The sequence below is a fragment of the Haematobacter sp. genome, assembly GCF_032102465.1.
In the GTDB taxonomy this organism is placed as follows: Bacteria; Pseudomonadota; Alphaproteobacteria; order Rhodobacterales; family Rhodobacteraceae; genus Haematobacter.
Map to the genome: position 1 here is coordinate 58,430 of NZ_DAMDHB010000003.1, position 13,074 is coordinate 71,503.

The 13,074-nt window shown below is 66.2% G+C and carries 11 protein-coding genes; 7 read left to right on the forward strand and 4 right to left on the reverse strand.

All coding sequences use genetic code 11. The annotated features are described in order from the left end of the window. Positions 1–2: 2 nt before the first annotated feature. Positions 3–410 carry a universal stress protein gene (locus RT513_RS03555; protein WP_035744680.1) on the reverse strand — a complete coding sequence of 136 codons (408 nt, stop codon included), beginning with the start codon at positions 408–410 and terminating at the stop codon, positions 3–5. A gap of 126 nt (positions 411–536) precedes the next feature. Between RT513_RS03555 and RT513_RS03560 the strand changes: the two genes are divergently transcribed. The 5 genes from RT513_RS03560 to adhP all read left to right on the forward strand — a co-directional run bounded on the left by RT513_RS03560 (position 537) and on the right by adhP (position 6,440). Then, the gene (locus tag RT513_RS03560) at positions 537–1,643 is read left to right on the forward strand and encodes a Ppx/GppA phosphatase family protein (RefSeq protein WP_035707995.1); all 1,107 of its coding nucleotides are present in this window, start codon (positions 537–539) and stop codon (positions 1,641–1,643) included. Between the two features lie 11 nt (positions 1,644–1,654). Further along, positions 1,655–2,449 carry an RlmE family RNA methyltransferase gene (locus RT513_RS03565; protein ID WP_290684937.1) on the forward strand — a complete coding sequence of 265 codons (795 nt, stop codon included), beginning with the start codon at positions 1,655–1,657 and terminating at the stop codon, positions 2,447–2,449. A 114-nt stretch (positions 2,450–2,563) separates the two neighbouring features. Then, positions 2,564–3,523 (forward strand): GAF domain-containing protein, encoded by a 960-nt coding sequence (locus RT513_RS03570; protein WP_290684935.1) that lies wholly within the window; start codon positions 2,564–2,566, stop codon positions 3,521–3,523. A 137-nt stretch (positions 3,524–3,660) separates the two neighbouring features. Further along, on the forward strand, positions 3,661–5,184 hold the full coding sequence (gene adh / locus RT513_RS03575; protein ID WP_290684933.1) for an aldehyde dehydrogenase: 1,524 nt from the start codon (positions 3,661–3,663) through the stop codon (positions 5,182–5,184). A 230-nt stretch (positions 5,185–5,414) separates the two neighbouring features. Next, complete coding sequence (adhP, locus tag RT513_RS03580) at positions 5,415–6,440, forward strand: alcohol dehydrogenase AdhP (protein WP_290684931.1); 1,026 nt, start codon at positions 5,415–5,417, stop codon at positions 6,438–6,440. 24 nt (positions 6,441–6,464) lie between these two features. On the opposite strand, the gene RT513_RS03585 is transcribed toward adhP, so the two are convergent. The 3 genes from RT513_RS03585 to hemB all read right to left on the reverse strand — a co-directional run bounded on the left by RT513_RS03585 (position 6,465) and on the right by hemB (position 8,805). Beyond that, positions 6,465–6,968, reverse strand: a complete 504-nt coding sequence (locus RT513_RS03585; protein WP_088214237.1) for a TIGR00645 family protein — start codon at positions 6,966–6,968, stop codon at positions 6,465–6,467. Between the two features lie 78 nt (positions 6,969–7,046). Then, entirely contained in the window at positions 7,047–7,610 is a 564-nt protein-coding gene (locus tag RT513_RS03590) for a YSC84-related protein (RefSeq protein WP_290684928.1), read from the reverse strand. A gap of 190 nt (positions 7,611–7,800) precedes the next feature. Continuing rightward, a complete protein-coding gene (gene hemB, locus RT513_RS03595) occupies positions 7,801–8,805 on the reverse strand; it encodes a porphobilinogen synthase (RefSeq protein WP_290684925.1) in 1,005 nt (334 codons plus the stop codon). Between the two features lie 118 nt (positions 8,806–8,923). On the opposite strand from hemB, the gene RT513_RS03600 reads away from it, so the two are divergent. Together RT513_RS03600 and mfd are read left to right on the forward strand one after the other, a co-directional pair. Then, positions 8,924–9,454, forward strand: a complete 531-nt coding sequence (locus RT513_RS03600; protein WP_290684921.1) for a component of SufBCD complex — start codon at positions 8,924–8,926, stop codon at positions 9,452–9,454. Positions 9,455–9,495: 41 nt separating this feature from the next. After that, entirely contained in the window at positions 9,496–13,026 is a 3,531-nt protein-coding gene (gene mfd / locus RT513_RS03605) for a transcription-repair coupling factor (protein WP_290684919.1), read from the forward strand. The last annotated feature ends 48 nt before the right edge of the window (positions 13,027–13,074 follow it).

Genomic DNA, 13,074 nt, shown 5'->3' on the forward strand with positions numbered 1-13,074 from the left:
GGTCAGCGGCTGACAAGCACCGAGCATTGTGCATGGCGGACGACGCGTGCCGCGGTCGAGCCGATGAAGTAGGTGCTGAACCCCGGCTTGTGGGATGCGATCATGATGAGGTCGGAGCCATGTTCCTCCGCCGCGGCCATGATCTCTGCCGCCGCGCCGCCCACGCGGATCTCCGGCACGACGCCTTCGTAGCCCGCAAGCAGGTCGTGCATGTCCTTCTCGGCGCGGCCGCTCTGGTTCATGAACAGATCGGGCGGGATTTCAGCCGTGACATAGGCGGGAATCGGCTCGACCACGTTCACCGCACGGATGGTGCCGCCGGGTTCCAGAAGCTGTTTCGCCCGGTCCAGCAGCGCCTTTGCGGCATCTCCGTGATCGAGGGCAATGGCGACGAGAATGGATTTATACATGTCTTCCTCCAACAGGATAACGGGATGCTAGCAGCGCCCCGGCGGACCCGCTAGCGGAAGCTCGTGCTTGCGGAGGGGGCTGCCAGTGATTAGCTTGGACGCAACACGTTACCCGGAGGGCGTAAAATGACGCCCATGCGTCCACAGGCTGCGGGCGCGATCCCTGTAGAGGTCGAACCGACCGCCGCCAAGACCCCCGAGACGGGCGAGCTTTATGCCGCGCTCGACCTTGGAACCAACAGCTGTCGGATGCTGGTGGCCGAACCGCGCGGCAACCAGTTCCATGTCATCGACAGCTTTTCGAAAGCGGTTCAGCTGGGCATGGGGCTTGAAGCCTCCGGCCGGTTGTCGCGCGCCTCGATGGCGCGCACCGTTCAGGCGATGCGCATCTGTCAGCGCAAGCTGGAGACGCACCGCGTCCGCAAGATGCGGCTGGTCGCGACCGAGGCTTGCCGGCGTGCCCGCAACGGGCGGGAGCTTCTGCGGCAGATCCGGGCGGAAACGGGTCTCAGCCTCGAAATAATCCCGCCGGAGGAGGAAGCGCGGCTTGCCGTCATCTCCTGCGCGCCGCTCGTGTCACACCGGACGGAGCAGTTGCTGGTCGTGGATATCGGCGGCGGCTCGACGGAGCTTGTCTGGATCGACTTGTCGCAGGTGCCGCGGGCGGACAGGCCCGCCGCCATCATGCGGCTTCACCGGGGCTTCAATGCGCCGCAGCGGGGTCCGGCGGCCAAGGTGGTGGACTGGATTTCCGTGCCGCTCGGCGTGGCGACCCTCCGCGACCAGTTCGAGGATGTGGAAGACGATGCTGCCCGCTTCGCCCTGATGAGCTGGCATTTCGAGGAGAACCTGGCGAGCTTTTCTCCCTATAACGCGGAAAATCCGCGCGCGGGGTTCCAGATCATCGGCACGTCCGGGACGGTCACGACGGTTGCCGCTTCTTTCCTTGGACTGCGCCGGTATGACAGGAACAAGGTCGATGGGCTGAGGATGACCTCTGCCCAGATCGATTCGGTTATTCGCAACTACCTGACGCTCGGCCCCGAGGGGCGGCGGGCGGATCCGCGCATCGGGCGCGACCGCCACGCGCTCATCATGTCCGGCTCCGCCATCCTGCAGGCGCTGATGCGCGTCTGGCCGACGGACCGGCTGTCCGTCGCGGATCGCGGTCTGAGGGAGGGGTTGCTCTACGCCCAGATGTCGGCCGACGGCGTGCTGACGGACGGCTTCTGACGAGGAAGAACATGACGACGGAAAAGGGAACATCCGGCCGCGGCCAGCGCGAGCTTCGCGTTCGGGTCAAGACCGCCAAGGGGCGCAAGCTCTCCTCCACTCTCTGGCTGGAGCGGCAGTTGAACGACCCCTACGTGCAACGCGCCCGGCGGGAAGGCTACCGCGGGCGCGCAGCGTTCAAGATTCTGGAGCTGGACGACAAGTTCCACTTCCTCGTGCCCGGTGCGCGGGTGGTGGACCTCGGCTGTGCGCCGGGCGGGTGGAGCCAGGTGGCGGTGGCGCGGGTGAACGCGCTCGGCGATCGCGGGGGGAAGAAGCAGGGCACCGTCCTCGGCGTCGATCTGCAGGAGGTGGAACCCATTGCGGGGGTGGAGCTGCACCAGCTCGACTTCCTTTCCGATGGGGCGGACGATGTGGTGCGGAGCTGGCTCGGGGGCAAGGCGGATGTGGTCATGTCGGATATGGCGGCAGCCTCGTCTGGGCACAAGCAGACCGATCACCTGCGCATCATGGCGCTCTGCGAGGCCGCGGCCTATTTCGCCTTCGACGTGCTGGAGGAGGGCGGCACCTTCGTCGCCAAGGTTCTCGCCGGCGGGGCGGAAGCGGATTTGCAGCAGTTGCTGAAGCAGAACTTCCGCAAGGTCGCCCATGTGAAGCCACCGGCCAGCCGGTCGGACAGTTCGGAGAAGTTTGTCGTGGCGACGGGCTTCCGCGGCGCTTCACGGCGCACGGACGAGACTGGTACGGACGAGACTGGCGCGGCGGAAAGGGACGTAGCGGAGAGGGACACGGCGGGGGACGAGTAACCCCGGTCGGGACGAGCGCCTCCCGTTCACGTTTCGGTTGACGACAAGTTTATTGCTACATGGTCCCGACTGAGCCATCCTCCCTTGTGGAGACAGGACAGAGTGGAGGCTGGAATGTTCTCGCAATTCGAGAGGGGACATGTGGAGAACGTGATGGCGGTCGCCGCATCGGGCGACGCCGCGCGATCTCCGGTTGCGGCTTCCTGGCGCCGCTCCCTCGTTCATCACAAGCTGGATCCGGCGGAAAGTCATGCTGTGGGCCGTCTGGAAAACGCGGCGCTCCGTTACCGGAGGGAGCGGGTCGGCCCGCTCCTGCGGATCGCCGCACCCGTGCTGGACCGTCTGGCGGGGGCCGCGCTCGATGCGGGCTGCGCCGTGTTGCTGACAGATGGCGACGGGCTGGTGATCGACGATCGAACCCGCAGTTCGGATCAGGCGTGGTTCTCCGGCGCAGGTCTGGTCGCCGGCGCCAACTGGAGCGAGTCGGAGGAGGGGACGAACGGGATCGGCACCTGCCTTGCGGAACGCCGCCCCGTCATCATCCATCGCGCCCAGCATTTCCGCGCGACCCATACGCAGCTCTCCTGCATGGGCGCGCCCGTCTTCGGCCCGGAGGGGCAGCTTACCGCTGTGATCGACGTATCTTCCGTCCGGGGGGACCTGACGGAGGGCCATGCGCGGCTCGTCTCGCTGGCCGTCGTCGATGCCGCGCGACGGATAGAGCGCGAACTGTTCCGGGCAGCCTTCGTCACCGCCCGGATCCTGACGCTGGAGGGGCGTGACACCACCGGCCCGATCCTGTTCGCGGTTGACCGGGATGACCTGATCCTGGGTGCGACGCGCGCGGCACGGCGGAGCTTTGGCCTGACGGAGGAGGACATCCTTGCCCGGCGCCCCGCCAGCGACATTCTGGGGGAGGACAGCCCCGGCGGACTGGATGAGGCGGCACGGTCGGAGATGCTGCGGGCATTGCACCGCGCCGGGGGCAATGTCTCTGCCGCAGCGCGGGAACTGGGTATCGGACGGGCGACCTTCTATCGCAAGATGAAGCAACTCGGCGTGCAGGTTTCCTGAGGACTTCGCTGCGCAACTGTATCGCGGGTGAGACAGTTGCAGGCGCAGCATGGCACGGCGGGGGCTTCATCGCGCATCCGAATGTCTAAACTCTCCTTCAGACGGCCCGAGGAGGGGCCGACGAACAGGAGGAAATCATGGCAGACACCCAGACCCATTCGGAGCAGCATCACAAGTCTCCGTTCAAGAAGCGCTATGAAAACTACATCGGTGGAGAGTGGGTCGCGCCGAAGTCGGGTCGCTACATGGAGAATATCTCGCCGATGACCGGCAAGGTCGTCTGCGAAGTTGCCCGGTCGGACGGCAAGGATATCGAAGCTGCCCTCGACGCCGCGCACAAGGCGAAGGATGCCTGGGGCCGCACTTCGCCCACCGAACGGTCCAACATCCTGCTGAAGATCGCCGACCGGATCGAGCAGAACGTTGAGACCATCGCCACGGCAGAGACCTGGGACAACGGCAAGCCGCTGCGCGAGACGATGGCCGCAGACATTCCGCTGACGGCGGATCACTTCCGCTATTTCGCGGGCTGCATCCGGGCGCAGGAAGGCACGATCTCCCAGATCGACAATGACACCGTCGCCTACCACTTCCACGAGCCGCTGGGCGTTGTCGGCCAGATCATCCCGTGGAACTTCCCGATCCTGATGGGTGCATGGAAGCTTGCCCCCGCGCTGGCCGCCGGGAACTGCGTGGTGCTGAAACCGGCAGAGCAGACGCCGGCCTCCATCATGGTGCTGTTCGAGATCATCGGCGATCTGCTGCCTCCGGGCGTGGTCAACATCGTCAACGGGCTGGGGACGGAGGCGGGCAAGCCGCTCGCGGAAAACCCGCGCATCGCCAAGATCGCCTTCACCGGCTCCACCGAGGTCGGCAAGCTCATCATGGGCTATGCCGCGCAGAACGTGACCAACATCACGCTGGAGCTGGGGGGCAAGTCGCCCAACATCTTCTTTGCCGACGTGATGGACGAGGACGATGGTTTTCTTGACAAGGCGCTGGAGGGCTTTGCCTTCTTCGCGCTGAACCAGGGGGAGGTCTGCACCTGTCCGTCCCGCGCGCTGGTGCACGAGTCCATCTACGACCGCTTCATGGAGAAGGCGCTGAAGCGTGTTCAGGCGATCACGCAGGACGACCCGCTGAACCCCTCCACCATGATCGGGGCGCAGGCTTCGGCCGAGCAGTACGAGAAGATCATGGGCTATCTCGACATCGGCAAGCGCGAGGGCGCGAAGGTGCTGACGGGGGGCGACGCGGCCAAGCTCGGCGGTGATCTGTCCAGCGGCTACTACATCCAGCCGACGGTCTTCGAGGGCAACAACAAGATGCGGGTCTTCCAGGAGGAGATCTTCGGGCCCGTCGTGTCCGTCACCACGTTCAAGACCGCGGATGAGGCGATCGAGATCGCCAACGACACGGTCTATGGTCTGGGCGCGGGCGTATGGAGCCGCGACGGGAACACCGCCTATCGCATGGGGCGTGCGATCCAGGCGGGCAGGGTGTGGACAAACTGCTACCACGTCTATCCGGCGGGCGCGGCCTTTGGCGGCTACAAGCAGTCCGGCATCGGGCGCGAAACGCACAAGATGATGCTCGACCATTATCAGGAAACCAAGAACATGCTGGTGAGCTACAGCGCCAGCAAGCTCGGCTTCTTCTGATCCCCTCCGGGCTTCCGGCGCGGCCGGGAGCCTGTTCCTCCATTCGGCGCGGACCGGCTTGGCCCGCTGCCGCAAGAGGGTTCCGGTCCGGGTGCCTTCCCCTCCACACCTTGATCGGCGCTGCGGACGGGCCGCCTTCCATGCGCGCCCGTCCGCCCCCCCATTTCCCAACCTGAGACGCCTCCGCGTCCCCCACGGCGTGGAGGTTTTTCATTGCCAAAGGAGACGTCATGCAGAAGACCATGAAAGCCGCCGTCGTGCGGGAGTTCGGCAAGCCGCTCGTCATCGAGGAAGCAAAGGTGCCGGACGTGGCGCCGGGCACCGTGCTCGTCAAGATAGAGGCCTGCGGCGTCTGCCATACCGATCTCCACGCCGCGCATGGCGACTGGCCTGTAAAACCCAAGCCGCCGTTCATCCCGGGCCATGAGGGCGTCGGTCACGTGGTTGGCGTCGGCAAGGGCGTGACGGCCGTGAAGGAGGGGGACCGGGTGGGCGTGCCGTGGCTCTACACCGCCTGCGGTCATTGCGAGCACTGTCTGGGCGGCTGGGAGACGCTGTGCGAGTTGCAGCAGAACACCGGTTATTCCGTGAACGGCGGCTTTGCTGAATATGTGCTGGCCGATCCGAACTATCTTGGCCATCTGCCGAAGGAGGTGGGCTTCGTGGAGATCGCGCCCGTGCTCTGCGCCGGGGTGACCGTCTATAAGGGCCTGAAGATGACGGACACGCGCCCGGGCGAATGGGTGGTGATCTCCGGCATCGGCGGGCTGGGCCATATGGCTGTGCAATATGCCAAGGCGATGGGGCTGCATGTCGCGGCCGTCGATATCGACGACTCCAAGCTGAAACTCGCCCGCGAACTGGGGGCGGAGGTGACGGTCAACGCAAAGACCACCGATCCCGTGGCCGCCATCAAGAAGGAAATCGGCGGCGCGCATGGCGTTCTGGTGACGGCCGTGTCGCCCAAGGCGTTCGAGCAGGCGCTGAAATTCGCGCGCCGGGGCGGCACCATCGCGCTGAACGGCCTGCCGCCGGGGGATTTCCCGCTGCCCATCTTCGACATGGTGCTGGAGGGGATCACCGTACGCGGCTCGATCGTAGGCACCCGGCTCGATCTGGCGGAGTCGCTGGATTTCGCGGGGCGCGGGCTTGTGCACGCCCATACCTCCACCGCGAAGCTGGAGGAGGTGAACGACGTCTTTTCCCGGATGGAGAAGGGGCAGATCGACGGCCGCGTGGTGCTCGACTTCGCGTGAGGGGGAGGGGGCCGGCAGGCCCCTTCACTTCTTCGGCTTGGCCTTTACGGTGATCCAGTCCATCAGCGCCAGCAGAACGCCGGAAATCACGAAGACAAGGTGAATGATGACCATCCAGCGGATCTGCTCGGGCGAGGTCGAGGTGACATCCATGAACACCTTGAGCAGATGAATGCCGGAGATCGCCACGATGGAGGCTATGAGCTTCAGCTTGAGGCCAGAGAAATCGACCGTCCCCTGCCATTCGGGGCGGTCCTCATGTCCGTCCATGTTCATCTTGGAGACGAAGTTCTCGTAGCCCGAGAAGATCACGATCAGGACGAGGTTCCCGGCCAGCGTCAGGTCTATCAGCGCCAGCGTCCCGAGGATCACGTCATACTGCGTGATATGACCGATATCCGAGAACAGGTGGATGAGTTCCTTCACGAACCCCCACAGGAGCAGCAGCAGGGCACCGACCAGACCGATATACATCGGCGCCATCAGCCAGCGGCTGGCGAACAGACCGCGTTCGATAAGCTTTTCCATGCCTCACGGGCCTCCGGGTTGGGACTGGCTCCTGTCCGATGCCCGAGCCGCCCCGTCGCCGTCAAGAGATCCGAAGGGTCAGGGGATGATGCGGGTGTATTTCGTGCCCGCGAGGGTCGCGCCGACCAGCAGCCCCGCCTGTCCGAAGACCAGCGCGATGACCGGCGCCAGCGCCGTGGTCGTGTCGAGGCCGAGGTTGCCGCCCTGATCGAAAACCGCGTATTTGAGGTCCGCGCCCGCGGCCCAGCCCTCTCCCGCGCGGAACTGGCCGAGCGACTGCTCCGTCATGAAGAACAGGGCGTGGGCATATTGCTGTGCGCCGATCTGCAACCCGGCCGACACCTTGGTGGCGGAGTAGTAGTCCACCGTCACGTCGTTGATGCGAAGCGCGCCCTGACCGTAGGCACCGCCGAAGCCGAAGCCCGCCTCCGTTATCAGGGGGATGTAGAGCACACCCTGCGCCTTGGCGGCGAGATCGACCGTGCCGGGATAGCGGCTGAACAGGAAGTCGCGTGTCGCGTCCACGCGGGCATCGATGCGTTGGGCATTGGCCGTGCCCACCCCGTTCCCGCAGGCCGCCGTGAGGCCAAGCGCCGCGCCGCCCGTCGCGATGAAGAAGCCCCTGCGGGAAATCTGGACCATCTGCTGCCCCTTTCGAGAACCGTTGACCGGCGTTGGTTGTCTCGGCCCGCCGCAAATGCGGCGCTCCGGTTGGGCCGGAAGGCTATCCTGCGAGACAGGGCTTGTCACCCCTGCCGCCGCATCGGCCGCGATCGGGAGGAATCACAACCCCGTCAGGCGGCAGGGCCGCCCGGTTGCGCCCCTTCCCCGGTCAAAAGCTCGGCGCAAGCAGGCGCGCGACGCGCGGGGCGAAATAGGTCAGGATGCCGTGGCAACCCGCGCGCTTGAAGGCCATCAGGCTCTCCACCACCACCTTGTCGCCGTCCAGCCAGCCGTTGCGGATCGCGCCCTCCAGCATCGCGTATTCGCCCGACACCTGATAGGCGAAGGTCGGCACGCCGAAACGGTCGCGGACGCGGCGGCAGATGTCGAGATAGGGCATCCCCGGCTTCACCATCACCATGTCCGCGCCCTCCGCCAGGTCGCGTTCGACAAGGCGGAGGGCCTCCTCCGCATTGGCGGGGTTCATCTGGTAGGTCTTCTTGTCGCCCACCAGCCGCCCCGAGGCGCCCACCGCATCGCGGAACGGGCCGTAGAAGGCCGAGGCGTATTTCGCGGAATAGGACAGGATCGCCACGTCCTGATGGCCCGCGGTCTCCAGCGCCGCCCGCATCGCCCCGATCCGGCCATCCATCATGTCGGAAGGGCCGAGGATATCCGCCCCGGCATCCGCCTGCGCCAGCGCCATCTTCACCAGCGCCTCGACCGTCTCGTCGTTGACGATGATACCGTCCTTCACGAAGCCATCGTGCCCGTTCGCATTGTAGGGGTCGAGCGCGATATCCGTCATGATGGCGATTTCCGGCACCTCCGCCTTGATCGCCCGGATCGCGCGGTTGACGAGGTTCTCGTCGCTCCACGCTTCCTCGCAGGTTTCCGTGCGGCGATCGGCATCGGTGTAGGGAAAGAGGCACAGCGCCGGGATGCCGAGCGTTGCCGCCTCCTCCGCCGCCCGCACGGCGCGGTCGATGGAGAGCCTCTCCACCCCCGGCATGGAGGCGATGGGCTCCGCCACGTCGTAGCCGTCGCGCAGAAAGATCGGCCAGATCAGGTCGCCGACCGCCAGCGTATTCTCCTGCGCCAGAGACCGGATCTGCGCGGAGCGGCGAAGCCGGCGCAGGCGCGTGGCGGGATAGGCGGCGAGGGTGGCTGGCATGACGGCTCTCCTTCTGGCTGCGCCTTGCCTGCCACGGAGAACCGTCCATCTCAAGGGTAGGATTCGCGGCAACGCAGCGATACGGTGCGGCAACAGGCGAGAGGCGAGACCAAGCGACGTGCTGAACTGGTATTCCATGCTGGCCGGACTGATAGACGTCCGGTCGTTCTCCAGCCTGTGGTTCTGGGTGATGCTCGCCGTGATGTGGTTTCTCCTCGGGCAGCGGGTGGCCGGGGTGCCGGTGGATGTCATCGCTGCCGCCCATGCCGACCGGCCGGGCAGCATGGCGGAGCTGGAGGAAGTCTCGCGGCTCTCCGCCCTGCGGCTTGTGCGGCGCCATGCGGCCCTCGGGCTGCTGACCGTCGCGACCGCGTTCTTTCTGCTTTCCTCGCTGCTGATCGCGGGCTGGGGCTACGGGATCGAGCTGGGGCAGGCCTTGTTCCTGCTCATCCTGCCGCTGACGCTGGTGCGCGGGCTGGACCTTTGGACGGCGCAGCAAATCCTGTCTCGCGGGCTGGCGGGGGAGAATCTCCGCTCTGCTTTGTTCTGGCAGCGCTTCCGCGTCCAGTGCCTCGGGATCGTGTTCATTCTTGCCACGGCGCTCTGGGGAATGTGGCGGAACCTGACGGTCTCGGCCCTTGGCAGTTGACTTAGCCGCATGCGTGATTACCTCACCCGAAAATGGATGACATGACCCGCCCCAAAGGCCAGACAGTCACCCTCGGCGGCGCGCCGGAGGGGTTTGACGCACGCCTGCTCGCCCGTGAAGTCGAAAAGCAGAACCGTCCAGTGATCCATGTCGCCCGCGACGGCCGGCGGATGGAAGAGATGCGCCGCGCGCTGGCCTTCTTCGCCCCCGGTCTGCCGGTGCTCGACCTGCCCGCATGGGACTGCCTGCCTTATGACCGCGTTTCCCCCAACCCGGAGGTGACGGCGGCGCGCATGGCGACGCTGGCGGCGCTGGCGCGGGGCGTGCCGGGCAACTTCGTCCTGCTCACCACGCTCAACGCGGCGACGCAGCGGTTGCCGATGCGCGATCTGCTGCGCGATGCCTCCTTCAGCGCCAAGGTGGGGCAGCGGGTGGATGAGATGGCCTTGCGGGCCTACCTCGCCCGCATGGGGTTCACCCAAAGTCCCACGGTGACGGAGCCTGGGGATTTCGCGGTGCGGGGCGGCATCGTCGACATCTTCCCACCGGGGGACACCGGGCCGATCCGGCTCGATTTCTTCGGCGACGTTCTGGAAAGCGCGCGGCGCTTCGACCCCGCGACCCAGCGGACCACCGACAAGCTCGACCGGATCGCGCTTGCCCCCATGTCGGAAGTGGTGCTGGACGATGCCTCCATCACCCGGTTCCGTCAGAACTATCGGCTGGAATTCGGTGCGGGCGGGTCCGACGATCCGCTTTATGAGGCAGTGAGCGCCGGGCGGCGGCATCAGGGGATGGAACACTGGCTGCCGTTCTTCCACGAGCGGCTGGAAACGCTCTTCGACTACCTGCCGGATGCGGGCGTGATGCTCGACGATCAGGCGACGCCCACGCGGCTCGCCCGGTGGGAAGCGGTGGACGACGCCTATGATGCCCGTCGGGAGGCGATGGTGCAGAAGGGGCGGACGGACTCGGTCTACAAGCCCTGTCCGCCCGGCCTGCTCTATCTGGACGATGCCGCATGGGAGGCGGCGGTGGCGGGACACCGCGTCGTACAGCTCTCGCCGCTGCCGCAGGCGCCGGGGCCGGGCGTGGTGGATGCGGGCGGGCGCGTGGGCCGGAACTTCGCCCCCGAACGGCAACAGGAAAGCGTGAGCCTGTTCGGCGCGCTGGCCGATCACGTGCGGGCGCGGCGCAAGGACGGTCAGGTCATCATCGCCTCCTTCTCCGAAGGCCCGCGGGAGCGGCTGAAGGGGCTGCTGGAGGATCAGGGCCTGACCGCCTCCCGCGATGTGGAGGACATCCGCGACGTGCCGGAGGGCAAGGGCGGGCTGTTCCTTGCCGTCTGGCCGCTGGCGCAGGGGTTCGAAGCCCCGGGTCTCACCGTCATCTCCGAACAGGACGTGCTGGGCGACCGCATGGTGGGCCGCCCGAAGCGCAAGCGGAAGGCAGAGAACTTCCTGTCGGAGGCGCAGTCGCTCTCGCCCGGCGATCTGGTCGTGCATGTGGAGCACGGCGTGGGCCGCTACACCGGGCTGGAGACCATCACCGCGATGGGGGCGCCGCATGAATGCATCGCGCTCGAATATGCGGGCGGCGACCGACTGTTCCTGCCGGTGGAAAACATCGAACTCCTCTCCCGCTACGGGCATGAGGACGGTTTGCTCGACAAGCTGGGCGGCGGCGCCTGGCAGGCCAAGAAGGCGAAGTTGAAGGAGCGCATCCGCCAGATCGCCGAAAAGCTCATGCGCATCGCCGCCGAGCGCCACCTGCGTTCCGCCCCCGTCTATGACCCGCCGCATGGCATCTGGGAAAGCTTCGAGGCGCGCTTCCCCTATCAGGAGACGGAGGATCAGCTCTCCGCCATCGCCGATGTGATGCACGATCTGGAGGCCGGGGTGCCGATGGACCGGCTGGTGGTGGGCGATGTGGGCTTCGGCAAGACGGAGGTGGCGATCCGCGGGGCCTTTGCCGCGGTGCTGGGCGGTGGTCAGGTCGCGGTGATCTGCCCGACCACGCTGCTAGCCCGTCAGCATTACCGCAGTTTCGCCGACCGCTTCCGCGGCTTCCCCGTAACGGTGCGGCAACTGTCGCGGTTCGTCCCCGCCAAGGAAGCGGCGAAAACGCGGGAGGGGATGGCAGACGGGACGATCGACATCGTCGTCGGCACCCATGCGCTGCTTGCCAAGGGGGTCCGGTTCAAGAACCTCGGCCTTATGGTCATCGACGAGGAGCAGCATTTCGGCGTCTCCCACAAGGAGCGGCTGAAGGAGATGCGGACGGATGTCCACGTCCTGACGCTCACCGCGACGCCGATCCCGCGCACGCTGCAACTATCGCTCACGGGGGTGCGCGACCTGTCGATCATCGGCACCCCGCCGGTGGACCGGCTGGCCATCCGCACCTATGTGTCGGAGTTCGACGGGGTGACGATCCGGGAGGCGCTGCTGCGCGAACGCTATCGCGGCGGGCAGTCCTTCATCGTGGTTCCCCGCATCGCCGACCTGCCGGATATGGAGACGTTCCTGAAGGAGCACGTGCCGGAGGTGAATTATATCGTCGCCCACGGGCAGCTTGCGGCGGGCGATCTCGACCAGCGGATGAACGATTTCTACGACGGCAAGGCGGATGTGCTGCTGGCCACCACCATCGTTGAATCGGGGTTGGACATCCCCACCGCGAACACAATGGTCGTGCATCGGGCGGACATGTTCGGGCTGGCCCAGCTTTACCAGATCCGCGGACGGGTCGGCCGCTCCAAGACGCGGGCCTATTGCTTCCTGACGACGAAACCCCGCGCGCCGCTGACGCCGGCCGCGCAGAAGCGGCTGCGGCTGCTCGGGTCGCTGGACAGCCTCGGCGCGGGTTTCACGCTGGCGAGCCAGGATCTGGACCTGCGCGGCGCGGGCAACCTGCTGGGAGAGGAGCAGTCGGGCCACATCAAGGAAGTGGGCTATGAACTCTACCAGTCCATGCTTGAGGAAACGATCCAGAAGCTCCGCTCCGGCGAGATCGACGGGCTGACAGACGACGGAGACTGGTCGCCGCAGATCAACCTTGGCGTGCCCGTGCTGATCCCGGAGGACTATGTGCCGGATCTCGACGTGCGGCTGGGCCTCTATCGGCGGCTCTCCACGCTGACGACCAAGGTGGAACTGGAAGGCTTCGCAGCCGAGCTGATCGACCGGTTCGGTCCGCTGCCGAAGGAGGTGAATACACTCCTGCTCATCGTGCGAATCAAGGCGCTCTGCAAGCGTGCGGGAATCGCACGGCTGGACGGCGGGCCCAAGGGATGCACGGTGCAGTTCCACAAGGACAAGTTCGCTAATCCCGCCGGGCTGGTGGAATTCCTGCATGCCGAGGGAAATACCGCCCGGATCAAGGACAACAAGGTGGTCATCCTGCGCGACTGGTCGAAGGAGGGCGACAAGATCAAGGGCGCTTTCGCCATCGCCCGCGACCTTGCCCAGAAGGTCGTCGATGGGGAGAAGTCGCGCAAGCGTCCCGATACCCTCCCGGCGCCGGACGGCAAATCCCCCGGGAAGACCATCCCGGCACAACGCCGCCGGTGAGGCGGGCCGCCCCGCACCACCGGTGAGGGGAGGGCTGGCCTCGGGGGC

Bases quoted from the DNA above. Each gene is read 5' to 3' on its own strand.
- RT513_RS03555 (WP_035744680.1), bottom strand. From the start codon at position 410: ATGTATAAATCCATTCTCGTCGCCATTGCCCTCGATCACGGAGATGCC.
- RT513_RS03560 (WP_035707995.1), top strand. From the start codon at position 537: ATGACGCCCATGCGTCCACAGGCTGCGGGCGCGATCCCTGTAGAGGTC.
- RT513_RS03565 (WP_290684937.1), top strand. From the start codon at position 1,655: ATGACGACGGAAAAGGGAACATCCGGCCGCGGCCAGCGCGAGCTTCGC.
- RT513_RS03570 (WP_290684935.1), top strand. From the start codon at position 2,564: ATGTTCTCGCAATTCGAGAGGGGACATGTGGAGAACGTGATGGCGGTC.
- adh (WP_290684933.1), top strand. From the start codon at position 3,661: ATGGCAGACACCCAGACCCATTCGGAGCAGCATCACAAGTCTCCGTTC.
- adhP (WP_290684931.1), top strand. From the start codon at position 5,415: ATGCAGAAGACCATGAAAGCCGCCGTCGTGCGGGAGTTCGGCAAGCCG.
- RT513_RS03585 (WP_088214237.1), bottom strand. From the start codon at position 6,968: ATGGAAAAGCTTATCGAACGCGGTCTGTTCGCCAGCCGCTGGCTGATG.
- RT513_RS03590 (WP_290684928.1), bottom strand. From the start codon at position 7,610: ATGGTCCAGATTTCCCGCAGGGGCTTCTTCATCGCGACGGGCGGCGCG.
- hemB (WP_290684925.1), bottom strand. From the start codon at position 8,805: ATGCCAGCCACCCTCGCCGCCTATCCCGCCACGCGCCTGCGCCGGCTT.
- mfd (WP_290684919.1), top strand. From the start codon at position 9,496: ATGACCCGCCCCAAAGGCCAGACAGTCACCCTCGGCGGCGCGCCGGAG.